This is a genomic window from Bacteriovorax sp. PP10 (assembly GCF_035013165.1).
Taxonomy (GTDB): Bacteria; Bdellovibrionota; Bacteriovoracia; order Bacteriovoracales; family Bacteriovoracaceae; genus Bacteriovorax; species Bacteriovorax antarcticus.
This window is the reverse complement of the sequence record NZ_JAYGJQ010000002.1, coordinates 1,441,522-1,467,821: the sequence shown is the minus strand read 5'-3', so window position 1 is coordinate 1,467,821 and position 26,300 is coordinate 1,441,522. Positions and strand designations below refer to the sequence as shown.

Sequence of the window (26,300 nt, the reverse complement as noted above, 5' to 3'; positions counted from 1 at the left end):
TTTTATTTCTTATTTTTTAGTGTATTTGAAACTTCTTCCACGTTTAGCACATTCCTGCTCGTAATTCTCAAGCCAGTTTTCCTCTTCTTCACTTAACATATCAAAGTTAATCATATCGTGATCAAACCCAATATACACCATCGTTCTAAAGTGAAGCATGCTCTTATGCTCAGGGTGACGTTCAACAACGGCAACGTTTTCTAAACGAACTCCACCGAAACCTGGAATGTAAATTCCTGGCTCAATAGACCCTACGACATTTTCTCTCAATGGAATGTTCGATGTTGTTGATAAACGGAATCCACCTTCGTGAACGTTAATCCCAACACCATGGCCTGTACCGTGATTGTAGTTGAATCCTGCTTTGAAGATGGGTTGTCTTGCCACACCATCAACTACTGATCCCCATGACCCATCAGGGAACACAGCGTTTTGAACAGCAAGGATAGATTTCAATACCAATGTATACATTTCTTTCTGACGAGCATTTGCAGTTCCGCCACTTAAGAATGATCTAGTCGTATCTGTTGCGTATCCTGATTCAAAGTATCCACCTGAATCAAGAAGAAGTAGCTGGTCAGGTTCACACATAACGTCTGCACTTGGGCTACTAAAGTGCATGATAGATGCGTTAGCACCGATCGCTGAGATTGTATTGAAACTTTGCTCAAGGGCACCGTTCTTTTGGTAAAACTCATTTGTCTTGTTATAGAAATCAAGTTCTGAAAACTTCACACCATTTTTTACACTTTCTTTTACCCATGAAATGGTTTCGAAAATCGCCTTGTCCCCATTGTTAAATGAATCAAGCATTGCTTCTAGCTCTGCTTTGTTTTTTAAAGAATGGAATGGAACAAGACCTTCTGGTTTGTTAACTAACTTTTCTTCACCAAAATGAGCGCCCAGTTTTAAAAAGTCTGCTGCGTTTGTTGAATTTGATGAATAGAAAACTTTTTCAATTTTAGGAGCTTTAACTCCTGCTTTACTTAACCATTCTTGTTCATATTCACTTATCAGGTTTAAGAATTTTTCCAGTTCAGAAAATTTCCCGACATTAATTTCAACTGATTCATTCTTAATATCGCCTTCAACATTTTCCATTAGTAAATAAACGCGCTCATTTATAAGTAGCGCTTTTGCTCTGAATGTTGATTGATTAGGCATTTCATAACGGCGCATGTTTGTAAGCCACGCGATCGAGTCAAGTGCGCTTACGAAAAAAGCTTCACCTGGTTTTACAATGCGAGCAAGTTTGCTTTTTGTTGATTCACCAACAAGCGACAATGGAATTTCATGAAGTTTCTTTTCAACACTTAACGTTTTAAACTCTAACACTTTTGAAAGCTCAGAGTTGTTGAATGGAAGAATTTTTAACATTGTTCCGAAGTCATTATATAAAGAAAGTTCAATACGATCCCCTTCAACACCCATGTGCTTGAAGTTTTTCGCCGTGATCACTTCTCTCATTGCTTGTCTTAATCCAGTTCCATAAGGAACTTTAAAAACATGCACTAGTGATGGATCAATTTCAAGATCAGCTTGTTCATAATAACGGCCATCAACGAATAGGATCGCTTTGCCTTCAACTGGAACAATTAACTCAGCTGTAGACCCCGTGAAACCTGATACGTAATAACGGTGGCAGTCTTCCAGAGGTACATATTCATTAAGAAAAATGTCCGCGCTAGAGATATAGAAGCTATCAAGCTTCTTTGATTTCATGAATGATTTCAAAGCGTTAATGTTTGATTTTAATTGCTCTTTCGAGATGAATCCTGTTTTTGCCATAAACTATACCTTTTTACTTAAGTTTTTTCATTTAAATGCCGATGAAGCGTCATCATTATAACCCAAGACAGAGAGCATATGAAATCAAAACTCAATCCAGTTTACATAATTATCGGACTGTTCCTTTTTAAAGTTGGAATCATCGATAATCTTCGCTTTCATGCAACAAATAATGCCAATGAAAGATCGGTTGCGAGTGTAGATTTAACGAAAAGAGCTATCCGCTAAATACTCACGTCGTTAAAAGTTTTACGAAATGCTCACCACGCTGTGCATAGTTTTGGAATTGATCAAATGATGGAAAGCCCGGTGAAAAGAGTAAGACTCCCTCTGCGTTGCCAAATTTCGCTCTCATAATCTTCAAAGTTTCCTCCAAAGTCCCAGTGTTCTTATATTGAACCAGTCCTTTGATCTCTCCTTCAATTTCCGCTGCCATTTCACCAATCAGATAAAATGTATCGACATGAGTTTTTAAGAAATCCATGTGAGGCAAGATTGAATCTCCATGCCCACGCTTTTTTCCACCGATGATTAAATGAATCGGAAGTTTGAAATCTTCCATCGCTTTAACAGCTGTGATAGTTGCATCCCAGTTTGTACTTTTAGCGTCGTTGAATGCTTTGAATTTTGGAAGTCCTTTTACACCATCGACATATTCGATTCTATGGTGAACACCTTTGAAAGTGTTGATTGATTTTTGAATCGCTTCTTTCGTTAGGCCAATTGTTTCTGCTGCTTTAATAATGAAAGCAAGGTTTACCAGATTGTGAATCCCTGGAAGTTTAAACGAATTTGTATCCATTGAAATTTCTGGTTTTGTAGTATTGATGGCAATCTTTTTTCCCGTTTGAGTTTCTGCCCAATTTTTAATGATAGCGAAATCTTCCGGGTAAATCAGAACATCATCTTTCGTGAATTTATTTGTAATGAAGAATTTTGATCTTCCGTAATCTTCAATATGCTCATAGCGCTCACCATGATTTTGATAAAGATTTAAAATGATCGCGATGTTCACATGAAAATGATCGATCGACTCTAATTGAAAACTTGAAAGCTCTAGTAAAATAAAATCAGCTTTCTTTTTCTTTGAATAAATATCAAAAGCATAATCACAAAATGGAACACCGATGTTTCCACCAACAAATACAGATTTGTTGTCACCTTCGATCATCTCTCCTAAGAAAGTTGTCGTCGTCGTCTTTCCATTTGTTCCGGTGATACCGATTAAAGGGCCTAGTGAATTATTGGCTTCAAGGTAGCGGTAAGCTAATTCAATCTCTCCCCAGATCGGGATATTTTTTTCAAGTAATGGTTTTAAAAGTTTATGGTCGCGAGGAATTCCTGGACTCAAAATGACAATATCAACCGAATTTAATTTAGCTGGTAAGCTTGCATCGTTTTCAGAAAAACATTGATCAGCTGACACAAAATCTAATACACCAGGCGACTTTGCCCAAGTTGAAAGCTCACCACCATTAATGGCGATAATCTCTCCTTCTAATGCCTTAATAAAACGAAGGGCCGAAAGTCCAGAAACTCCCATCCCGTAAACTGCAATTCTTTTATTTTTTAAATTAAACATGCTAAAAGTATAGTCAATGAACTTTAAAAGTCACGCGCTAGCTTTATCGGAATTCATCTCAAAATACTCGCCTATCTGGATTGAGGAAATCATGAATGAATACCCCGAAACAATTAATGATTATCCCAATGAGTGGATAACTCTTCTTGACTCGCTCAACGAGCAGGAACTTTTTGATGTGGACTGCAAAAGACCAGTTGAAAAGTTAAAAGACTCAAGCTTTGAAGCATTCATGCAGGCCATCAAAGACCTGACAGATATTCCGAACATTCCCTTTTCTCCCGAACTCCCTTTGGAAGACTGGGCCTTCCAGGGTGTGAAAAAGAAAAAGCGTCATGAGATTCAAAAAATTGTTCCCGTCTTAAAAAGAGTCCGTGATGAATTAAAATTTGATCGCGTGGTTGATATTGGTGGTGGCGTTGGCCATCTTTCTCGAGTGCTTTCTCACTATCATCAGATTCCTTCAGTTTCTATTGATCAAAATGTTGAGTTCCAGGAAATTGGAAAAATGCGCCTGCAAAAGTTTAGAAAACTTGATGGTGCAGAAAATGTAGTCTTTATGAATTTAACTTTTGGTAAGGATGAAGACAGCGCCGATCTTAAAAAAGTGTTCCATGAAAACTCACTGGGGCTTGGGCTTCATACTTGTGGTCCACTAGCAAACACTCTAATTGAAGCGACTATCGATTATCAAACGAAGGGTCTTTTAAGTTTTGGTTGTTGTTATCATAAAATGAAATCTGAAAAAGATTTTCCTCTCTCAAATTTTTATAAAGAAAATAAATTCCCAGTGCTTAATCTTTTTGGATTAACACTTGCCACTCGCTCTCACGCAGAGATGACTTTCGACACTTATCAAACCAAAGAGCGAGTGAAAAATTACAGATATGCCCTGCACTTATTCTTAATGAGACACTTCAACAATAAAACATATACCGATGTGGGTGAATGCCATCTGAGTATGTACTGGAAGCCTTTTCATTTCTACATCTCAGATAAATTGAAACACTTAAACCTTGAACACAATTTCAGCGACGAGTATTTCGATAACTTTTACGATGACCCCGCTCTTCAAAGAGAACTTCGTGTTATGTTCCTGTGCAACATCATTCGTTGGCAACTAGGACGCGCTCTCGAAGTTTATTTACAAGTCGATCGTTGTCTTTATCTCGAAGAGCATGGTTACGAAGTTTCACTACACCAGTATTTTGATGAAGCTCTCTCACCAAGAAACCTCGGCATTCTTGCCCTTCATAAATAATCCGGCTACCCTATTACCTACATTCATTACTTGGAGTTCTAAAGTGCTTAAATATTTTATTTTAGTCGCGGTTACATTATTTGCTGCTTCATGCTCTTCACAGAAAGTTTCAAATACAACTGCTGATGATCCTTATCTATGGCTAGAGGATGTTGAGTCGCCGAAGTCACTTGAATTCGCCAAAGCTGAAAACGAGAAGACCTTATCAGTATTACAGAATGACCCTCACTATAAATCCATTGAAGCAGACATCAGAAAGCTTGCCTACGCCAAAGACCGCATCCCATGGGCCAATCCGATGAAAGGTTATTTTTATAATTTCTGGCGTGATGAAAAAAATGCAAGAGGATTATGGAGAAGAGCAACTTTAAGTCAGTACAGAAAAACGAATCCTAAATGGGAAGTCATTCTGGACCTGGATGAATTATCTAAAAAAGAAAATGACAACTGGGTATGGCATGGATCTCAGTGCCTTCCTCCAAGATATGAAAGATGCCTTATCTTTTTATCCCGCGGTGGAAAAGATGCAAGTGTCGTACGTGAATTTGATCTTAAAGAAAAAGCTTTTGTTCGTAATGGATTTGAGCTGCCTGAAGCGAAATCAAACGTGAAATGGATTGACCAGGATTCAATTTATGTGGCCACAGATAATGGCCCTGACTCTCTTACAAATGCTGGTTACGCACGAACTGTAAAATACTTAAAGCGTGGACAAAAGTTAAGTGAGGCACCTGTTATCTTTGAAGTAGATAAAAATGAGCAGTCAGCTTCTGCCTACGTTGAGCACACGCAGACAGGAAAATACCATTTCTTATCAGAGAGAATTTCTTTCTTTCAGACAAAAATATGGTCTTTTGAAAATGGTGTAAAAACTTTGATTCAAATGCCAACTGAATCAGATTTTTATGGGTACTTCAAAGGATATGTTTTATTCATTCTAAAAAAAGAATTAAAAACTGAAAAACAAATCTTTAAGGCCGGAAGCTTAGTAGCTCTTCCTTTTGATAAAATTACTGATTCAACATTGGCGGATTTAGAATTAATCTTTGGCTCAACTGATAAAGTATTCTTAGAATCTCTAGAAACAACTAAAAATCATATTCTTTTAAATATCATTGATAACATCCAGGGCAAAGTTGTTAAGGTGACTTTCAAAGAACCACACAACTGGGTACTTCAAAATATTGATTTAGGAAAAAATGGTGTGGCCTCTGTCATGTCGACTGAAATCGATAATGATAACTTCTCTGTGACTTACAATGATTTCATTACGCCAACATCAATGTACATTGGTAACACAAACGCGGTTCCACTTAAGCTTACAAAAATCAAAACAGCTCCTGAGAAATTCGATAGCAAGAATATTATCAGTGAACAAAGATTCGTAAAAAGCACTGATGGGGTCATGATCCCTTATTTCATCATTCATAAAAAAGACATGAAATATAATGGTAAAAATCCTACTCTTCTTTACGGTTACGGAGGCTTTGAAGTCTCGATGCAACCTTACTACTTAGGTGGTATTGGTAAAAGCTGGTTAGAAAGAGGTGGCGTGTACATCATGAGCAATATCAGAGGCGGCGGTGAATTCGGACCAGCATGGCACATGGCCGCAGTTAAAGAAAATCACCAAATCGTTTTTGATGACTTTATCGCTATTGCAAATGACCTGATTAAAAATAAAGTCACGACTCCAGCTCACTTAGGAATCATGGGTGGATCAAATGGTGGTCTGCTTGTTGGTGGAACATTCATTCAAAGACCTGATCTCTTCAATGCTGTTGTTTGTGAAGTCCCTCTACTAGATATGCTTCGTTACCATAAACTTTTAGCTGGTGCGAGTTGGATGGATGAATACGGTAATCCTGAAGATCCAAAAATGCGTGAAGCGATTTTAAAATACTCTCCTTATCAAAATGTGAAAGCTGACGTGAAATACCCCGAAGTTTTCTTTTATACTAGTACAAAAGATGACCGCGTTCATCCGGCCCATTCTAGAAAAATGGTAGCGAAAATGAGAGAGCAAGGTCACCCACTTTTTTATTATGAAAATACTGAAGGTGGACACGGTGGTGCGGCCAATTTAGAGCAAGGGATTTTAAAAGGGGCCTTGGAGTTCACTTATCTTTGGCGTAAATTGAAATAAACAACATGATACTTCTACATAACTCAAATTTAAGTTATGTAGAAGTTATGACTAGTGATCGTGCTTATGATTAAAAACCGTCACCTGATCCATCGTGAAACCATCCAGGCATCTCACATTAATCGCGGCCATCTTCGTCCCATCCGGTGCAGCTCCCAACCCAAATGGCAGAATCCCACATGTCGTACAAAACTTATGCTCAATAACTTTTTTATTAAAAAGATAAACTTTTAAATCCTCTTCCCCAGACAAAACATTAAATTTTGTTGTTGGAACGAAAGCAAGCAAGCTTCCTCTTTTTGTACAAATAGTACAGTCGCAGGCCATCGCCTTGTTTAGTTCCATATCAACTTCAAATCTCACCTTACCGCAATGGCATCCACCCGCATGAATCATTGTAAAAACTCCCGTAATAAAAAAGGCCACCCGAAGGCGGCCTTTGAAGAATAAAAATTATCTTAAGAAAAGCATGTCGTAGTACTTTGGAAGTGTATAGAACTGATTAGGAATCAGGTCTTCAAGTTCATTACAGATTCCGGCCATAGTTGTTACAGTCGTCATAAGTTCAGTCGCAATTTTCTCTGCGTACTTTTGGTGATTAGAATGGTCTTCACCTAGTTCTTTATAAAGATTAGCAGCAAGAACATAGACCTCATCAATTTTCGCGGATACTTTTTTATAAGCGTCCATTTCGAAATTTGAAGCAGGAACTCCCATTTCTTTTTGCCCTTTAATAATTTTTGTCAGCATTGTTTTGTATTCAAGTCCTGACGGAATCACGAATTGGTGAATCATATCGATCATTGTTTCAAATTCAATTTCTCTGATCTTGATGTATCTCTCTAGAAGAATGTTGTAGCGAGTTTCGATTTCTGATTCGTGGAAGATTCCATTTCTAACAAGGAAGCTATAAGCATTCTTGTCTGTCATCGTCTTTAGAGCTTCTGGTGTCGTACGAAGATTTGGTAGTCCTCTACGAGCTGCTTCAGCTACCCATTCTTTCGAATAACCGTCACCATTGAAGACTGCTTTTTGTGAAGTCGTCATGAATTTTTTAATCAAGCTCATTAAAGATTGATCAACAGTTTGACCTCTACCTTGTTCAGTTTCAAGGAATGAGTTGGCCTCAATAAAAATATCTGTGACAGCTGCGTTTAAGATTGTCATTGGTAAACCAATAGCATGGCTTGATCCAACAGCACGGAATTCAAATTTGTTTCCAGTGAAAGCAAATGGAGAAGTTCTGTTTCTATCAGTGTTATCTTTTAAAAGGTGCGCTAATTGATTAGTTCCAAGATTAAGAACGTTGTTTGATGTTGGCTCGAAAGACTTGTCTTCCATGATGGCATGGAAAATTTTATCAATTGTATCTCCAAGGTAAGCAGAGATGATGCTTGGAGGGGCTTCGTTAGCTCCTAAGCGGTGATCGTTACCTGCTCCAGAGATCGCCATTCTTAGAGGGTTTGCATATCTATGAAGTGCTTCAACAATGATAGCAACCGTTGCAAGGAAACGTAGGTTTGATTGTGGCTCTGACCCTGGCTCTAAAAGATTTAATCCAGTGTCATCACTCATTGACCAGTTTACGTGTTTACCAGAACCGTTGATTCCTGCAAATGGTTTCTCATGAAGAAGAACCATCATGTCGTGTTTTTCAGCAATTCTTCTCATCGTAGTCATAACGATTTGATTGTTGTCTGAAGCAACGTTAGCTTCTGTAAAAATTGGCGCCATTTCAAATTGCCCTGGAGCAACTTCGTTGTGACGAGTTTTAGAAGGAATTCCTAAGCGGTGAAGTTCGTAGTCAAACTCTTGCATGAAAGCAAGAACACGATCAGGAACCAGACCGAAGTAGTGATCTTCTAACTGTTGGTTACGAGTTGTTAGAGCTCCAAAAAGAGTTCTACCAGTCATAACAAGGTCAGGTCTTGCATAGTAAAAAGCTTTATCAATTAAAAAGTACTCTTGTTCAGCACCACACGTAACGTGCACTGATGAAGACTGAGTGTGACCAGCAAGTTTTAAAAATTTTGTAGCAGCAGGGCCTAGTGCCGAAATAGATTTTAAAAGAGGAGTTTTAATATCTAGCGACTCGCCTAAGTATGAAACGAAAGCAGTTGGAATGTAGAGAGTTCTTCCGTTAACTGTTTCAATTAAAAACATTGGGGAAGTTAAATCCCAAGTTGTATATCCGCGTGCTTCGAAAGTTGAACGTGATCCACCATTTGGAAATGAAGAAGCATCAGGCTCACCTTGCATAAGTTGAGAAGCTGATAAACGCTCGATTGCTTTTCCTTCTTTATTGAAAGAGAAAAAGGCATCGTGCTTTTCTGCTGTTCCACCAGTTAATGGCTGGAACCAGTGGCAAAAATGTGTGGCCCCGTTTGAAACGGCCCAATCAGTAACAGCTTTGGCCACGGCTTCAGCGTGTTCTTTTTTAATCCCGCGACCTTCATCAAGTGCTTTAATGATTTCTCTTTTTGTCGTATCAGAAATATCTTCTGACGTTTTGAAATCAAACGTAAGTTCGCCGTAGTATTCACTTACACGTTTTGTTTGTCCCATGTTGTCCAGAGGAACAGTGAATTTTCTTGGATTTCTACTAGTCGCGCGGTTACGTAAACTCGATACAGATTCTTTGAGATCAGTCATTGTCATACATTCTCCCCTAACTACCATAAATTTTTGGCACGAAGAGATTGTAAAGTTAAACTGCTGCTTGATAAAGATAATTTGTCGTAATTTTTTCTAAAGAGATTAGAGAGTTCTCAGGCACATCATAGTAATCATCGCGATGAAGAGAATTAAAGTTCCGAGCGTCGCTTGCATTTCTTCTGGTAGCATTAGTTTGAATTCCTGACAAAATTGGTTTGTAAAACTTGTTATGCCAAAAAATGTTAAACTCAGCAAGTCAAAAGAGGCAAAACGACGCTTCGAAAAAGGTCTTTTTACTTTATAAGAATGTCATACTGGGCCTTCTCTAAACCATTAAAAGTGTTAAGAATCGTTTCTTTATTTTCCCCACCTTCATAGTCCTTAAAAAGTTTCCCTAAATCAATTTTCAATGTGAAATCTTGATTGAATTGGCTGGCATAAGTTCCCATTCCTAATGTGTCGACATCTCCGCTCACTAAAGAAGAAATAACGTAGTTTCCAAACTGAAACGCTTCATACTCATTAATGAGTGTTAAGAAGTCGCAGAACGAAACAATTTCGGTAGCGTGTTCTTTCTGAGCAATGAAGGCCGCTTTATAGGATTTGGCCATCGGGTTATCCGAATTGTCAGACATGAAGGCCAATTGAAACTGAGCAGAATGCCTTGTTTCGTGTACTAACAATAGTAGTGCCGTATAGGGATTAGAATCTTTGGCAATCGCCTCAGGATTGATAATAACAGTTCCTGGAGTGGGGTTATGAATATCAAAGTCAAAGTACGCTTCGCCTTTGATACGTTTCGAATCGATGATTAAAATCGGGGCCTGAATCTTTAGCGCTTTCACTTCAAGAGCAAAGACCGTCTTTAACACTTTTTCTTTTTTCTCCCAATCCAAATTTTTAAAATTCACAATTTCCGCTTTTAATTCTGGATTTTCATTAATAAGTTTAATGAGTGCCTGTCTTTCTTTAAGAGAGATTTTCCCAGAGACCGAATGAAAAGCTGCAGCTTCCGGCCGAAGCGCAAAGGCCTCTGGTGCCAGTCTCTGAACTGCTTCGTTGGCAAAATACTTAGGATTAAAAGTTTCGGCCATTAAATTTTGAGTCATTACCAAGGCCATAATTACTAGAAATTTCATACATCCTCTCCTATTGGGAATACAAGTCCATTGAACATCCCGCAAATGACAAAAAATGTATGTTGACGAATATCAACATTAAGATGGATAAATATCAACATGGAACAATTTATTATTTCTCCCGATGACTGTCTTATTCTCCGCGCCTATAAAGACGCGACTTCCCTGCGTGAAGCTGCCAGACTACTTAATTGTGATCCGGCCGGATTGCAGAGAAAAACCCAGCGCATATCTGAAGAGCATGGACTGCTTCAAAAGATTAAAGGCAAATGGGGACTCACAGAAGCTGGCTCTAATTTAGTGGGATGGCTGGAAGAAAGTATCGCCACTCAAAAAAAAGTGCTGGTTGGAAATACTTCGGTACGCATTGCTTCGACTATGTGGCTTGCTGAAGAGTTTCTTATTCCCAACTTATCGGACTTAAAAAAGAAGCTTGGCCCTAATATTAATTTTCAGCTCACGACTCCTGATAAAAATTTTGAGACTCACTTAACTGAAGGGGCATGCGATTTCGTTATTGTTTGCCATCCTCCTGAAGACCCGGCGATTGCTCACCGGTCACTCTTTAAAGAAGAGTGGGCCGTTGTTGCACCTGCTAGTTGGAAATCTAAAGGACACAAATTAAGTTTTGATGAACTGTTAAAAAAACCTTTTGTCAGACACGATAAAATTAATCCTGATATCTTTCATCTCGATGCAGCTGCATTGGGAAAAGTCACGGCCCTTACTGTGAATAATTTAATTGCCAACCGCTCGGCCGTTTTGCACGAAATTGGCTGGAGTATTGTTCCAAAAATTCTGGTGCTTGATTTGATCAAGAGCAAACAAATCGTCGAAGTGGAGCGTGAGATCGAAATGGATAGGAAAATGTGTGTATGGTGGCTTAGAAGGCGTACAGACTCAAAAAAACTATCGACTTCTATCTGTCAGTTTATTCAGGAAAGTTATTCAAAGATCTCATAAATAAAAAAGGCGCCCGAAGGCGCCTTACTTTTTTACTTTGAAGGATTTAATACTTTTACGGCAAGATCTTTATTCACCACTGAAATAGCGCGAATTTTCGCTGGAGTTACACCTACATTTAAGTTCACAGTCGCAAGCGACGCTAGTCTTGAAATCGTTACTGTGTATGTCTCATTGACTCTCATAAATTTTGCAAATTCAGAGTAGCGGTCTTTTAGAATACGCATTCCATTAACAGCGATGATCTCATCCCCTGCATTGATTCCCGCTTTATAGGCAGGCCCATCTAAAATAACAGTGCGGACAATCACGCGGTCTCCACTATGCTCAACATCCAGACCTAACCAAGGAACGTCTGAATTGTCCCACTCTAGTTTTAATCCGGCCTCAAGACAGATCGATTCAAGATCCAACTCTTCAGTCGTTGAAGTCATCACTTCGAATTTTTCACGGATTTCAGCTCCACCAACATCTTCTATAATTTTATAAACCTGCTCACCATTTACACCGCGTCCAGGATTGGCCTGGTAGTCACTCCAAAGAGCACTTAAAACGTCGTTGATACTTTTGTTTTTCTTTGCCAGTAAAATATTTAAAGCAAAGAAAACAATTCCACCTTTTAAGTAGTAACTGATGCTTGAGTTATTTGTGTTTTCATCCGGACGGTATAATTTAATCCATGAATTAAAAGATGAATCATCTAGTGAATGAAATTTTCTTCCCGGTACTGAGTAATAACGGTTTAAGTTATCTCTTTGCATTTCTAAGTATTCTTCAAGAGTAATCATCCCTGCTCTATAGATAAATAATTCATCCATTAAAGAAGTTAATCCTTCAGCAAGCCACAGAAGTTTAGATGTCGCCTCTCTTAAATAATTAAACGGTCCAAGCTCGAACGGGCGGATACGTTTTACGTTCCATGTGTGGAAGTATTCGTGTGAAACTAACGCCAGGTAATTGATGTAACCTTTGCGGTTTGTAATTTGTGTCGGGCAAAATTGTAGGGCCGTTGAATTGTGGTGTTCTAATCCGCCGTAAAGTCCTGGCACAAAGTGCGTGATGAATGAGTATTTTTCATAAGGAAATCCACCCATGAACTTTGCAATATGATCGACGATTTTTTTCGTATCTTCTTTAATATTTTCTTTGTGTGGTAATTGAGCTCCGTAGAATACGACATCGTGTGGAATTCCATCGATAGCGAAACCATCAGTTTCCTGACAACCAATTTCAATCGGTGAATCAATCAGGTCGTCGTAGTTTTTAGCTTCATATAAAAACACTTCTCTTTTTTCAGAAATATCTTTTAATCCAGTCGTCACTTTTGACCATGATGCAGGAAAAGCTAATTCAATAGTTGGGTTAACAATGTCAATTCCTTGCACTCCCATTAGCAATGTTGGAAGATGTAAGAATGCATGTGAATCATCAACGTGTGATGTACGGACAGTTAGCTCATGGCAAAAAACGTTGTAAGAAATTGTAAAGAAATCAGCATCCTTATTGGAATTTTTTAGCTCACTCTTTTTCCAGTCAATATGAAATGTTGAAATATCTGTTTGTTCAAGAAAGAGTCTCTCTCCTGTAGCAGTCGTCGCAACAATATTAGATAAATGACGAGAATACTCGCGCATTAAATAAGATCCTGGAGACCAACGCGGTAGAAAAAAATCTAAAACGTTTTCTGAACTTTCTTTTTTTCCGGTAATGATGACACGAACTTGGTGCGTCGAAGGTGTTTCGATAATTAATTTATATGTCAGTTTCATAAAATAATTCCTTTTTTGACTTGTAAATTCTTTTTTGGTTGGATAGTACTTGGACTCATCAACAATAACACTAACGACATACTTCCGCATGGGATTTTCACATGGCCTTTAAACAAAATACCGTTAACAAAGACCTGGTTTTACCACCTGTGATCATGTTTACTGAACGCGCCCTTTCTCAATTGAAGCTAATTATCGATAATGACTTTACCTTGGCGGGTAAATATTTTCGTATCGTAGTTAGTGGAAAAGGCTGCGAAGGTTTTACATACGCAGCAGGTTTTACTGACCTTCAAGATGAAGATTTTCAAGTTCGTATCGCAAATACTGAAGACGATATTTTTGTCGTCATCGATCCATTTGCTGCCTTCTATTTACAGGAAGCTTCTGTAGATTTCATTCAGGATTTTAATCAGGATGCTGAAGGGTTTGTTATTACAAATCACTCACAGTCTGAATTTAAAGGAAAATTCTGGAGAGCAAATCCTGAAAAAACGCCACCTGTAAAAGAAGGAATCTAAGATGCTCGACTTCCGTTACTTAAAAGCTTTCATGTTAACGGCCAAATACTCAAGCTTCTCAAAAGCGGCCGAAGAATTAAATATTGCTCAATCAGCTGTCAGCCGCCAGATTAAACTTCTGGAAGACTCACTTCAAGAAGAGTTGATCATCAGATCAAGCAAGAAAGTTATTCTCTCTGAAAAAGGAAAAGAGCTTTATCAGGCTTCACAAAGCTTTGAGAAAACATCTCTTCAAATTTTTCAACGTGAAGACCAGCTTCCACTTTCAATCGGAATCCTTGAAGGACTTCTTAAAAACTGGTTCACACCACTGCTTACTGATTATTTAAAAAATCAAAAACGTGACGTCACTGTTCACGTCGCAGATATGCCGGAATTAAAATCAGGAATCGAAGAAAGCAAATTCGACGTGATTTTCGGTGTGGAAAACATTCAATCAGAACTCGTGACTTCACTAAAATTGTTTGAAGAAAAACTGGTTCTTATTTCTAAGAATGAAATCAATCGTAAAAAATTAAATGAAAGCAGATGGGTTGTTTTTTCTAATAACGATCATTTGTTTAAATTGTCTAAAACAAAGAGTGAATCAATCGTTATGGTGGATTCATTTTCTTCAATCATCTCTCTGGTAAAAAATGATGTGGGTATCGCGGTTGTTCCTGATCATTTGATCAGAAAAGAAGACCAGCTAAAAGTTCAGGAGTTTCCGGGACTGCCGTCGTCACAAATTTATCTTTCGACACTTAATTACAAAAAAATGCCCGAACGAATTCAGGCATTATGTGACATTGTAAAAAAGAAATAAAACGACATTATTGTTGGAACAAAGGCTTACTTCTTACGTTATCCAGACTGTTAAAATAGTCGTGGAAATAACCATTGAAGTAGTCAGCGGCCTTATTGAAGTCTTCACTTTGGGTATTGAATAAATCAACCGCATTGTAGGGACGGTTATCATACGGGCCAAAACGTCCGGCCTGAGTGATAAAAACCATAATCTCTTTGGCGCCTTTTTGCTTTTGAGGCATGTAGTACTCGATCCAGTAATCTACCGGCACAGCATGTCCGATGTTTGTGTCTAAAACCATCCAGCCTTTTTCAGTGTAGAGCATTGTGGCCACGTGGTGACCCCACACGCCCATGTCGCCGGCTATCCAGATCTTTTTTACTAAATCAGGATGAATGTCTCTTACGATAGCTTCCATGTGAGTGATCGTTGCTCTACCGAAACAAAATCCAATCGTGCCTTTTGTATCATAACAATAATGATTTTTATTAACCTGTGAATTTGAAGTCGCATTATAAATAACATTCGTGTCTGCCGTTGTGACTTTTGTGTTCTTGCCTGGAATCGCTTGAACCTCATAAGACTCTAAGGCGATTTTTTTAACGTTTGCATTGTTGGCCAGGATTTCAGAGTCCGACATTCTTCGTTGAATCTCGATTAAATTCTCTCCACCATAAAGAGCTTCTAGTTCAGCGTAGTTTTTTGCCTTGGAAAAAACATTCGCTCCAGGGCCATAGAATGGTTTGTAGTTCATGATCTGGCCCATGGCCTCAAGGCATGATTGAAAACTTGCGGGTTCTCGATCACCCGACTCCATCACCTTGGGAGGCGTTGAGCAGCTGAAAAATGATAAGGAAACAATAATGAGTAGAAGTGTTTTCATACCCATTTCATCGGATGATTTTAGTTACGAATTAATAGCATTTTTTTGATTTCGGTAACACTCTTCCATCTTCACAAAGGTTTAGTTCCAGATGCTTACCTTTTCCTGAGAGTTTTTGTAAGTTATAGGTTTTTACCAGTGGTGAAATCCTTCCTAAGCGATCGCTGTTTCCAATACTCCATCTCACTTCGACATTTTTTGGAGTCTCAGTGCCGAACGCAAAATATACGCCTTCTTCATTTTGTGACGGAAGAGATCCGTAAGCGTAATTAGCTTCACCAAAACGCGCCACTTTCGTCGTTCTAAAAGTTAGCGTTGAAGAAATCCCGTGATAGTTACTTTTTTTACCTTGAAGATGAAAACGAATTGATCCTCTGCCTTGGCGTTTCGTTTGATTTTCAAAAACATAAACATGGCTGCTGATATCTCCTGCGCGCACTTTGCTTTGTCCCGAAATAAAATCCATCACACCATCGCCATTCAAATCAATAGACACCATTCCCGATGGGTTCATCAGGTTGACTCCCATTTCGCGAGCGCGGTCTATGTATTCATGATCGGCCTGTTGTTCGTAAAATAACATTCTCGATGAAGGAGGAAATCCTGAGTTGGCGATTAATAAATCAATGCGTCCATCAAGATTGTAATCAAGCCAGATCCCTCTTCTATTGCCTTCTGACCAGTTATCCGTTTTTTCTTCTGGGAAGATTTCAGTGCGGTAAAATTTAGGTGGGAATGTCCCTGTAGAGCCTGTGAGGATAGCAGATTTGTCATGAGTTTCAGCATCGCTGTCTTTTGCAAGATTACCAACTACGATATCGACAAAACCGTCGTTGTTATAATCACCACACAAACTAAAAAAAGAGTTTCCTCCACCTTTTGTTTCTGCAGTTCCCTCACCGTCAGCAGCGTACCCTGTAATGGTCCCGTAGTTAGTGAAATTTTTTCCATCAACGTTGAGCCACAACTTATTGTAATAACCATTAGAGTTATTCGTCATAATGTCTGGCAGGCCGTTTTTATCGACATCACAAACACTTGCTCCAAAAGTTGGAGTGGCATTTGGATAACCTTTGTCACTGCGACTCACTTCATACTCACCTTGCAGCTGAGTGCTGATATTGGTGAATTCAAAACCCTTTCCCTGCAATAAACTATCAGGTACGGGTTTGGGATTAAGATCTTTTTGAGAAAACCAATTAGCAAGATACAAGTCAATTTCACCATCAAGATTAAAATCAAAAGGAACAATGCTCGCCGTTGGAAGAATTCCTGTTGGCAGTGTGGCCTTTTGAACATAGGAAACTTTTCCACCAGCTACAATCCCCTTAAAAACTCTTGCGGGGTATTGAGTGACTTCACTTTTTTGATTTAAGTTTCCAACGATCACATCCAGGACACCATCGTGATCAAGGTCGATGAAATTTAAATAACTGGCACGGACAAGTTCACTAAATGGACTTGGCCCTAATTGGAATTTTTTTTCTTTTTTATTGAAGAAGTAAAATTTTGGAGATGCTAGAAAGTCATCCAATACCACCAGGTCAGTGGCACCATCGTTATTAACATCTACAGCATACATATGAACGGCCTGAATGCCTTTGAGTCCATACTCTTCAGTCTTATCGACGAAGACACCTGCATAATTTCCGGAAGCTTTAACAGGGTTAATATCATAAGGAATCGACTGTTCGCGAGGGCCGCCAACGTCAACGATAGGTCTGATTTTTTTATCGGCACATCCTGATAGTACAATCAGGAGTGCCAGTAAAAATGAATGTTTTTTAGAAATCGATAATATCAAATCCGTACCCGCCAGTTTTTACGACTGATTCAGAAATTTTAGCTACAGCTTTGTCATTGTTCTTAGACATTGCTTTAAGGTTTCTCTTAATCTTTCTTCCTGAATCGTTACAGATGTATTTTGTTAAACGAAGGGCCTGGTCTTTTTGTTCCTGAGTCGCCTTTGTTCCATTTAAAATAGCTGTCGTTCTAGAGATACAAGCAAGGATAACGTAAAGCTCGATCGCCATATCAGCAAGGCGTCCTTGAGGGATTTCGTTATCAATAATTTTTTTACCGTATCTAATTAATGAATCTTCTACTGCGATCGCAAATCTTCCCAGCATTGAAGAGAACTTCGCAGCTTGCTCTTTTAGTTCAGGGTGAGCTTTTGTAATCTGTTTTGATCCCATCATATTAGACATTCTCTTGCGGGCAAATTTTGTATAAACCCCAAGTGACTTAATCGGTGCTTTTAGTGCTGAAGATACATCAGAAATTTTTCCAAGTTCTTTCATATCTTCAGATGGACCTCTCACTCCTGATAGAGCAAGTAGACAACGAAGAATCTCATTCGTTCCTTCGAAGATCATATTGATACGAACGTCTCTCATTAAACGCTCATAAGGATACTCTTTCATGTAACCGTTACCGGCAGCAATTTGCATTGCCATGTCGATACATGACCAAAGATTTTCTGAACCATAAACTTTACATACAGCAGTTTCCATATAGTAGTCGTTCATTCCTTTAATCATGTTTCCAGTCGTAAGGTAAACGATACTTTCTACTGCATAAGTAGAAGCTGCCATCTTTGTTAATTTTTCCTGAATTAATCCAAACTCAGCAATCGGACGGTCGAATTGTTTTCTGTTAGCTGCGTGGTTAGTAGCAAGATCAAGAATCATTTTCATTCCTGTCGCACAACCTGCTCCTAGAGACAGTCGTCCAGAGTTAAGAACGTTCATCGCGATCTTAAATCCTTTTCCTAATTCACCAAGAATATTTTCTTTTGGAACAACAACTTTATCGAAATAAACCGCGCGAGTTTCACTGGCACGAATTCCCATTTTGTTTTCTTTTTCACCGAAAGACAGTCCCGGCATTCCACCTTCAACGATAAAGCAGGAAATTTTTTCCACACTTTTTCCGTCAATCATGTGCTCAGTTTTTGCAAAAACAGAATAAAATCCTGCAAGACCTGCGTTAGTAATCCATAATTTCTGACCAGTGATAGTGTATGTACCATCCTTATTGTCGACGGCTTTCGTTTTGATTGAATAAGCGTCTGACCCAGATCCTGGTTCAGTTAAACAAAAAGCAGCAATCACTTCACCAGATGCTAATCTCGGAAGCCACTTCTTTTTTTGTTCGTCGTTCCCTTCGTTAAGTAATGCTCTATACCCGATCGATTGGTGTGCTCCGGCCATTGTCGCGATCGCACTATCTTTACTCGCCAGCTGTCCAAATACGCGGCAGTATAATGAGTAGTCTAATCCTAATCCACCTAGCTCTTCCGGAACTCCAAGCCCCATAAGACCCATTTCAGAAAGTCCTTTAATGATAGATTCTGGAAGCTTTCCTTCATTATCAAATTTCTCACTATGGAAGTTATCCTTAGCAAATTGGTCAACTGCTGCAGTCATCTCTTTTGCCATTTCAACTTGAGAGTCTGAGAATTGTGGATAAGGGAAAACCAGACTTTCGTTCATTTCTCCAAAGAAGAAAGAACCCACTACTGATTCAAAATTACCGTTTGGATTACTTGCCATTTTTGATCACCTTTTAATTTTATCTGAGTTAAAGAGAATACATGTACTAGGATACTCAAACTTTACAAAAAGAGAAATGAAATCAAAAAACCAATTTTTTTTGTCGGATTAAAGAATCTTATTGCTATGAGTCCGCTAACTTCTTAGAATAGAAGAATAAGAATAATTTTGATCCACCATGGAAGGTGAATTTGAAAGATCTACTGGCGTTGTTTCAAACGGATGTGAAACAAGTATGAAAAAATTTAATTTCAATTTTAAATTCCTTGATAGGTTTAAGAAAACAAAATCTGATGATATTGAATCACAGGTCGATGATCTTAATGATGACTCCTCTAATGAAGAGGAGGAGAACTTTGCATTTCAAGAAATGCCTCGTACAAAACACTCAGAAGATGCGACCTTAACTAAATCACAAATTCTTGAAGAAGAAGGTTTCTCTGACGATAACCCTGAAGACTTTGCTGAAAAAACCCTTAGTAACTTCAACTTAGATAAGTTCAGAGAAGAAAATCAGCACCTGATTAACGACAATCTTGGTGAAGACGCAACTGATACAAATATGACTTTCGAGGAAATGGGAAAAAGCGCGTCTCCTACTACTCCGCCTGAAAAAACGAAATCACGCTTTAAAATTAAGTTTCCAAAATTTGGAAAATCATACGACTCAACTGATTCATTTGACAGGCCAAATCTCAAAGATCGTTTTTCTGGTTCTCCAATGAAATCGCTGGATAAATTCAGCTGGAACGACTTTGTTTTAAAACTTTTCTCACCTTATACAAGAGGAAAAGTTCACGGCGTATTTATTATCCTTTTAGTTGTAACGTTTACTTATTTAATCGGTAAAGGGACTGCACTCTTTTTAGGGCGCTCTACTCCAGTTGTAACGACTGTAAAGAGCAACATTACAATGCCGATTGAAAAAACAGATACCACGCTTCAGGATATTAACCGAATTTCTTCGACAAACCTTTTCAACATTAAAGAAAGCGATAGAAACGAAACGAAAAAAGAACAAAAAGATATCGCCAGTATCATTTGTCTTGATGCTGAAAAACCAACAGCTGAACCTCTAAAGTTATTAGACACAATCGTTTTACAAGACTCGGTGAAGTCGGTGGCCTCTGTTCAGGTGCGTGGATCAAGTGACCTGGTCAATGTTCGTGAAGGTGAACAAATCAACAACGCGGTAGAAGTTTCAAAAATTAACCGCATGAAGATTATTTTAAAGAACCTGACGACAGGTGACTGCGAGTATATCGCAAGTGAAGATGAAGAAGCTCCGGCGCAAATGCCAAATATCCAGATCATGTCTAAGAAACAAGCTAAGTCTTTCTTTAAGAGCACAAACCCGATGATTAAAAATGCCGGGAACAACTTTAAGATTAAGCGCCAGTTCAGAGACAAGATGATCAGCAACATGAGTGAAGTCTTAACTCAGGCAAAAGCAATCCAGATCACAAATCCGGATGGGTCTCTTTCATTTAAGATGACTGAAGTTGTGCCGGGAAGTATCTACTCTCAACTTAATATCCAAAACGATGACATCATTACCAGCATCAACGGTAAGAAGATTGAAAACCTGAATGAGCTTATGACTTTAATGGGAAGAATTAAAGACATCGATGCTTTTCAAATTGGTTTAAAACGTAATGGAATGAACGAAAATTTAGAATACGGCTTTGAATAAAAATATTTATTTGGACGAAAAAAAATGAAAAAAAATGTTTACCTCTCTAAAGTACTTACGGCCACTTTGCTATTATCAGCGGGATTATCTCCTGAGGTAAGAGCTCAGTTTGATAAGTATAAGAGCAAAACTAAGTTTAGCAGGCCCCGTGCAGGTGTACCTGGAAAGCTCAACACTCCTGCTGATATCTCTATTCCAGATACTGGCAAATCGGCGAGCTCACTTTTAAACAACACTTCTGCTCAAGACACTACCAACTTTGAAGGTGATGACGATGAAGGTATTGCTGCTGGTGGTGGTGACGACAGCGAGAGCGCTGATATTCCAGGATCATCTGGCGGTAGTGGAGCTGATACTTTCGGAAGAAAAAGTGTTAGATCAGCTAACCCTAACAAGTCAGATAAAAAGTTTGTTAACTTAAATCCAGAAACAGCATTCGGCCCTGAAGTTGTAACATCATTTGATTTTCCAAACGTTTCAATCCTTGATTTAACAAAACACATGCAAAAACTTACGGGATTAAACTTAATCCTTGATAAGGATATCAAAGGAAAGATTTCGATTTCCAGCCCTACTCCAATTACGATTGGAGATGCGTGGAAAGCTTACCTTCAAGCTCTTTCAATCAACGGATACTCTCTGGTGAAATCAGGGGCATTCTACACAATCGTTAATAACCGCGATATCAGATACTCTCCAACGACGATGTATACGGGAACATACACTCCTAATACTGAAAACTACGTGATGCAGATTATCCCTCTGAAGTATGTAAACTCTAGAGAAGTAGCGAACTCATTTAGACCTTTCATGTCTCGTTACGGAAGAATTATCGAGATCAAGCAAACGAACACGGTTATCGTTCAGGAAACTGGAACGCACATCAATCGTTTAATGAAGCTTATTAAGTTCATCGATATCCCAGGTCACGAAGAGTCTCTGCAAATTATTAAAGTAAGAAATTCTTCTGCGCAAGAGATCGCTACCCTATTAGATAAAATTCTTAAAGGTGGAGCTGGAGCTGCGGGTGCTGCGAGAACTGGCAGTGTTGCTGGTGGAACAGGATCAACTTCTCAATCAAATATTTCACGTATCATTGCTGAGCCAAGAACGAATTCAATTATCGCTATGGCAAACTCTGAAGGGGCACGCGAACTAAGAGGACTGATTGAAAAACTAGACGTAAAAGTTGTAGCTGCTGGCTCTGGACAAATTCACGTTTATTATCTGAACTACGGTGACTCTGAGGCCCTTTCTAAAACACTTTCTTCTCTGGTAGGAAATGCACCAAGATCTGGTGGTGCTGGAGGATTAACTCGTTTTACAAGTCCGGTTGGTGGCACTGCTACAACTGCGACATTATTTAACAGCGAAGTAAAAATCACTTCTGATAAAGACAACAACGCGCTTGTTGTAACGGCTTCACCTACTGACTATGAAACTGTAAAAGCAGTTATCGCTCAGCTGGATATTCCACGTGACCAGGTTTATGTTGAAGGTCTAATGATGGAAACAAATGTTGGTAAAACAAATGGATTCGGAATTAGCTTAATTGGTGCTTATGGTTCTGGTGGATCTCAAAAAGCTGGTTACGGAAAAACAAACGACCTTCTTTCTCTTATGACAAACAATATTACAAACCTTTCAGGTTTATTTGTTGGTGGTGGTATTGGAAGAAAAGTTGAACTTCCAAACCCGGCCGGTGGAACACCTCTACAAGTAAACTCTGTTAACGCTTTAATCACAGCGATTGCGACACAAAACTCGACAAACGTTCTGGCGACTCCACAAATCTTAACAATGGATAACGTTGAAGGTGCTTTCGAGTCAGGGGAAGAAGTTCCTACGACTGAAACAACAAGTGCAACAAACGGTTCGACTACGAACTCTATTAAGATGCAAAAAGTTTCTCTTTCTTTAAAAATCACTCCACAGATCAACAAGGTCACTCGCTTTGTTAAACTTAAAATCGATCAGAAGATTGTAGATTTCTCTGGTAGAGAGTTAAGTTCTACTCAGGGTGGTGTGGGGACTGTTCTAAGACAAATCCAGACGACAGTTGTTGTTCGTGATAAAGACACCATCGCGATGGGTGGTTTAATGCGCGATAAAGAATCAAGAACAGTCAGCAAGGTTCCATTATTGGGAGATATTCCGGTACTAGGGTGGTTGTTTAAAAACACAACGAAGACAGTAGAAAAAGTTAACCTACTCTTCTTCATGACACCAAAAATTCTGGCGTCGTATGAAAAGACAAACCCGGAAAATGTAAAAGACCTTCTTAACCGTCGTCAGGCCCACTTAAAGAATATGGTTGGTGATGATGATGGATTTGCTACAACTGTTAAAGGTCTATACGACAAGGCAAAAAAACAGGAAGAAGGACCGTTATACGATAGAACTGAATCGGATAAGTACAAATCAAGAAACGATGCAATCAATGGCCTGGACTCAGCTTCTAACTCAATTGATGCTGTAGACTCGACTCCTGATTACGTTGAGATTGTAAAAAAATCTGAAGCTAAAGAAACGGCAAGTACAGTACAGTAAAAAAAAGACTAAGGATTATTGAGTGAAAATAACTGATCACATGATGGAAAAAGTCGAAGGCCAGAAAGAAAAAATCGGCCAGCTGCTTTTGAAACACACTTCGCTGACTACAGACCAGTTAGATGAAGCGCTGGAGATTCAGCAGGAATCAGGAATGCTCCTGGGAGAAATTCTCCTGAGGAAAAACTATATTCATCCTCACGATATTATCAAAGTAATCTGTCATCAGGTGGACATCCCCTATGTGACAGAATTAAAACTCGATGAAATCGACCCGAACCTGACGATGAACATCAGTATCAACTACGCCAAGACTCACGAGGTCCTGCCGATTTTAGAAACTGATTACTCGATCACTCTTTTAGTGACTGACCCGTTCAACTTCGATGCTATCAACGACATCCAGGAAATTTTTAAGAAAGAAGTTAAGATGGTGGTCTCATCACCTCTTAAAGTTCAGGATGCGATTAACCGCATTTACGAACGTGCCAATAGAAACGTTGTAGACAATATCGAAGGTGACTTCGATGAAAACTTAGATCTAGACGGGCCAATTGATATTCTTGAAGCTGGAGCTGATGAAGCACCAGTTATTCGTTTTGTTAACTCGATTATCTTCCGCGCGATTAAAGAGCGTGCCTCAGATATTCACATCGAGCCTTATGAAAAAGAAGTTGTGTACCGCTTCCGTGTTAACCGAGTTATGCGTGAAATTTTACGCCAGCCGATTAAAACTCAAGCTTCTGTTACATCACGTCTAAAAGTTATGACAAAGTCTATGGACATCGCCGAGAAACGTCTTCCACAGGATGGACGTATCAAGATTAAGATGGCCGGAAAAGATATCGATATCAGGGTTTCTGTTGTTCCGATTCAAAACGGTGAACGTATCGTAATGAGGGTTCTAGAAAAGTCCAACAACATTTTAACTCTGGAAAACTTAGGATTCCATGGAGCGAACTTAAAAGCTCTGGATGAATTATCAAAAAGAAAGCACGGAGTCGTTTACGTTTCAGGGCCTACTGGTCACGGGAAGACGACAACTCTCTTTGCCATGTTAGATCGTATCAATACTCCTGATAAAATGATTATCACAGTTGAAGATCCGGTCGAGTATGAGCTGCAAGGTATTTCACAAATCCAGGTTAACCATAAAATTGACCTGACATTCGCGAAAGCACTACGCTCTATTCTTCGTCAAAACCCGGACGTTATCATGGTCGGGGAAACACGAGATTTAGAAACTGCCGAGATGGCGATTCAAGCGTCTCTTACAGGTCACTTTGTACTATCTACGATTCACACGAATGACGCTTCATCTGCTCCCAACCGTTTAATTGATATGGGAGTTCAGCCGTTCTTAATTGCTTCTTCACTTGCTGCAGTTCTTGCTCAGCGATTGATCAGAACTTTATGTAATGAATGTAAAGAGTCTTACGAACCAACTGAATACGATTTCCAAATGCTCGATGTACATTCAATTCCACCAGGTGCTACTTTGTACAAACCAAAAGGCTGTGCGAAATGTAACTACATGGGTTACGGAAGTATGACTGTCGTGTCTGAACTTTTAATTTTGACCGATGACATCCGCCCGCTTATTTTAAAGAAAGCAGACGCAAACACTGTTAAGAAAATGGCGATGAAAAACGGAATGAAATCTCTTCGTCAGGATGCCCTGGAAAAAGTTTTCAGAGGGATTACTTCAGTAGAAGAAATGGTTCGCGCGATTAACGAAGAAGATGAGGACGTTCAACACTAATGGCAATTTATAATTATAAAGGTCTCGATAAGTCAGGAAGCGAAGTTAAAGGCACAGTGAATTCTGAAGGTCTGGTCGCTGCTAAATCTCGCGTGCGCTCTATGGGCATTATGCTGACAGAAATCAGTGAGCAGACTTCCGGGTCAGTAAAAAAGAATGCCAGCTTTAGTTTTGGTAGTGCTGTATCGATTGATGACCTCTCTTTAATGACTAGACAGCTTGCCACGCTATTGCGTGCAAAAATTCAAGTTGTAGAAGCATTCACTGCCCTAGTTGATCAGACAGAAAATCCGAATTTAAAAATTACCCTTTCAGAAATCCGCCAAAAAGTTAACGAAGGATCATCTTTAGCGAAAGCTCTTGGTGATTACCCGAAAATTTTTGATAACGTTTATGTGAACATGGTTGATGCCGGTGAAACTTCGGGGACACTGGAAGTCGTTTTATTAAAACTTGCCGACTTTACCGAAGGCCAGTTGAAACTACGAAATAAAATTAAGAGTGCCATGACCTACCCTGTTGTTATGATGGGTGCCGGTGGTGGGATGATCGGGATCATTTTCGTTTTTGTAATCCCGAAAATTACAAAAATTTTCATCAGTATGAAAAAGACTCTCCCTCTGCAGACTCAAATTTGTATTTGGATATCAAACTTCTTAATTAGCTACTGGTGGTTATTAATTATTGCCGCTGTCCTTGGATGGCAGTCATTTAAAAAATGGAAGGCCACACCATCAGGAAGATCAAAATACGACGCTTTCGTTTTAAAAGTGCCGGTGGTTGCTGAAATTGTCACGATGATCAATGTCAGCCGTTTTTGCTCAACACTTGCCACACTACTTCAGTCAGGTGTTCCAATTCTTGTCTCAATGAAAATTGTTTCAAATTTAATTTCAAACGTTCACATGAAAAAGGCCATTGAAGACTCTCGTCAGAGCGTCTCCGAAGGAGCTTCGCTCACAGGCCCGTTAATCAGATCAGAACTCTTTCCTCCAATGGTTACTCACATGATTAAACTTGGGGAAAAGTCGGGTGAATTGGAGCCAATGCTTCAGATTGTCGCAGAAAATTATGAAGATCAGGTCAATACAAAACTTAGTGGACTAACATCAGTGTTAGAACCTATAATGATGGTTGTTATGGGACTTGTAGTGGCATTTATTATCTTCTCGGTAGTAGTTCCCCTTATTGATCTTAACAATGTGACAAAGTAAAATCTAAATAGATAAATTTAAATTCCTTTCGGA

At 39.0% G+C, this 26,300-nt stretch carries 20 protein-coding genes; 10 read left to right on the top strand and 10 right to left on the bottom strand.

Features of this window, described 5'->3' with window-relative positions; genetic code table 11:
- Positions 1 to 9: 9 nt before the first annotated feature.
- On the bottom strand, positions 10 to 1,788 hold the full coding sequence (locus tag SHI21_RS17090; RefSeq protein ID WP_323578145.1) for a M24 family metallopeptidase: 1,779 nt from the start codon (positions 1,786 to 1,788) through the stop codon (positions 10 to 12).
- A gap of 78 nt (positions 1,789 to 1,866) precedes the next feature.
- On the opposite strand from SHI21_RS17090, the gene SHI21_RS17085 reads away from it, so the two are divergent.
- On the top strand, positions 1,867 to 2,016 hold the full coding sequence (locus SHI21_RS17085; protein ID WP_323578144.1) for a hypothetical protein: 150 nt from the start codon (positions 1,867 to 1,869) through the stop codon (positions 2,014 to 2,016).
- A 4-nt stretch (positions 2,017 to 2,020) separates the two neighbouring features.
- On the opposite strand, the gene murD is transcribed toward SHI21_RS17085, so the two are convergent.
- Positions 2,021 to 3,370: a UDP-N-acetylmuramoyl-L-alanine--D-glutamate ligase gene (murD, locus tag SHI21_RS17080; protein ID WP_323578143.1), complete on the bottom strand. Its 1,350-nt coding sequence runs from the start codon at positions 3,368 to 3,370 to the stop codon at positions 2,021 to 2,023.
- 16 nt (positions 3,371 to 3,386) lie between these two features.
- Here murD and SHI21_RS17075 point away from each other — a divergent pair, with 16 nt between their 5' ends.
- Both SHI21_RS17075 and SHI21_RS17070 read left to right on the top strand, forming a co-directional pair.
- A complete protein-coding gene (locus tag SHI21_RS17075; protein WP_323578142.1) occupies positions 3,387 to 4,631 on the top strand; it encodes a methyltransferase in 1,245 nt (414 codons plus the stop codon).
- A gap of 43 nt (positions 4,632 to 4,674) precedes the next feature.
- Positions 4,675 to 6,777 carry a prolyl oligopeptidase family serine peptidase gene (locus SHI21_RS17070; RefSeq protein ID WP_323578141.1) on the top strand — a complete coding sequence of 701 codons (2,103 nt, stop codon included), beginning with the start codon at positions 4,675 to 4,677 and terminating at the stop codon, positions 6,775 to 6,777.
- 51 nt (positions 6,778 to 6,828) lie between these two features.
- Here the strand turns inward: SHI21_RS17070 and SHI21_RS17065 are convergent, their stop codons facing one another.
- From SHI21_RS17065 to SHI21_RS17050, 4 genes are all read right to left on the bottom strand, one after another.
- Entirely contained in the window at positions 6,829 to 7,173 is a 345-nt protein-coding gene (locus SHI21_RS17065; protein WP_323578140.1) for a GFA family protein, read from the bottom strand.
- A gap of 57 nt (positions 7,174 to 7,230) precedes the next feature.
- Positions 7,231 to 9,435 carry a glutamine synthetase III family protein gene (locus SHI21_RS17060; RefSeq protein WP_323578138.1) on the bottom strand — a complete coding sequence of 735 codons (2,205 nt, stop codon included), beginning with the start codon at positions 9,433 to 9,435 and terminating at the stop codon, positions 7,231 to 7,233.
- 49 nt (positions 9,436 to 9,484) lie between these two features.
- Positions 9,485 to 9,640 (bottom strand): hypothetical protein, encoded by a 156-nt coding sequence (locus SHI21_RS17055; protein ID WP_323578137.1) that lies wholly within the window; start codon positions 9,638 to 9,640, stop codon positions 9,485 to 9,487.
- An 85-nt stretch (positions 9,641 to 9,725) separates the two neighbouring features.
- The gene (locus SHI21_RS17050) at positions 9,726 to 10,571 is read right to left on the bottom strand and encodes a hypothetical protein (RefSeq protein WP_323578135.1); all 846 of its coding nucleotides are present in this window, start codon (positions 10,569 to 10,571) and stop codon (positions 9,726 to 9,728) included.
- A 99-nt stretch (positions 10,572 to 10,670) separates the two neighbouring features.
- On the opposite strand from SHI21_RS17050, the gene SHI21_RS17045 reads away from it, so the two are divergent.
- The gene (locus SHI21_RS17045; RefSeq protein ID WP_323578134.1) at positions 10,671 to 11,534 is read left to right on the top strand and encodes a substrate-binding domain-containing protein; all 864 of its coding nucleotides are present in this window, start codon (positions 10,671 to 10,673) and stop codon (positions 11,532 to 11,534) included.
- A 32-nt stretch (positions 11,535 to 11,566) separates the two neighbouring features.
- Here SHI21_RS17045 and SHI21_RS17040 read toward each other — a convergent pair whose 3' ends face one another.
- Complete coding sequence (locus SHI21_RS17040) at positions 11,567 to 13,303, bottom strand: M61 family metallopeptidase (protein WP_323578133.1); 1,737 nt, start codon at positions 13,301 to 13,303, stop codon at positions 11,567 to 11,569.
- A 101-nt stretch (positions 13,304 to 13,404) separates the two neighbouring features.
- Here SHI21_RS17040 and SHI21_RS17035 point away from each other — a divergent pair, with 101 nt between their 5' ends.
- The gene (locus SHI21_RS17035; RefSeq protein ID WP_323578131.1) at positions 13,405 to 13,824 is read left to right on the top strand and encodes a HesB/IscA family protein; all 420 of its coding nucleotides are present in this window, start codon (positions 13,405 to 13,407) and stop codon (positions 13,822 to 13,824) included.
- Between the two features lies 1 nt (position 13,825).
- A complete protein-coding gene (locus SHI21_RS17030; protein WP_323578130.1) occupies positions 13,826 to 14,629 on the top strand; it encodes a LysR family transcriptional regulator in 804 nt (267 codons plus the stop codon).
- Positions 14,630 to 14,636: 7 nt separating this feature from the next.
- Here the strand turns inward: SHI21_RS17030 and SHI21_RS17025 are convergent, their stop codons facing one another.
- From SHI21_RS17025 to SHI21_RS17015, 3 genes are read right to left on the bottom strand one after another with little or no spacing between them, the layout of a single operon-like run.
- A complete protein-coding gene (locus SHI21_RS17025) occupies positions 14,637 to 15,494 on the bottom strand; it encodes a hypothetical protein (RefSeq protein WP_323578128.1) in 858 nt (285 codons plus the stop codon).
- Positions 15,495 to 15,525: 31 nt separating this feature from the next.
- Entirely contained in the window at positions 15,526 to 17,298 is a 1,773-nt protein-coding gene (locus tag SHI21_RS17020) for an FG-GAP repeat domain-containing protein (RefSeq protein WP_323578127.1), read from the bottom strand.
- Entirely contained in the window at positions 17,279 to 19,048 is a 1,770-nt protein-coding gene (locus SHI21_RS17015) for an acyl-CoA dehydrogenase family protein (protein WP_323578126.1), read from the bottom strand. Before SHI21_RS17015 ends, SHI21_RS17020 begins: the two co-directional genes overlap by 20 nt.
- A 178-nt stretch (positions 19,049 to 19,226) precedes the next feature.
- Between SHI21_RS17015 and SHI21_RS17010 the strand changes: the two genes are divergently transcribed.
- The 4 genes from SHI21_RS17010 to gspF are packed head-to-tail and all read left to right on the top strand — an operon-like array spanning position 19,227 to position 26,267.
- Positions 19,227 to 20,741, top strand: coding sequence for a hypothetical protein (locus SHI21_RS17010; protein ID WP_323578125.1), 1,515 nt, complete (start codon positions 19,227 to 19,229; stop codon positions 20,739 to 20,741).
- 24 nt (positions 20,742 to 20,765) lie between these two features.
- Complete coding sequence (gene gspD, locus SHI21_RS17005; protein WP_323578124.1) at positions 20,766 to 23,291, top strand: type II secretion system secretin GspD; 2,526 nt, start codon at positions 20,766 to 20,768, stop codon at positions 23,289 to 23,291.
- Positions 23,292 to 23,313: 22 nt separating this feature from the next.
- Positions 23,314 to 25,053: a GspE/PulE family protein gene (locus SHI21_RS17000; protein ID WP_323578123.1), complete on the top strand. Its 1,740-nt coding sequence runs from the start codon at positions 23,314 to 23,316 to the stop codon at positions 25,051 to 25,053.
- Positions 25,053 to 26,267, top strand: coding sequence for a type II secretion system inner membrane protein GspF (gene gspF, locus SHI21_RS16995; protein WP_323578122.1), 1,215 nt, complete (start codon positions 25,053 to 25,055; stop codon positions 26,265 to 26,267). The genes SHI21_RS17000 and gspF overlap by 1 nt, the downstream gene beginning before the upstream one ends.
- Positions 26,268 to 26,300 lie beyond the last annotated feature (33 nt).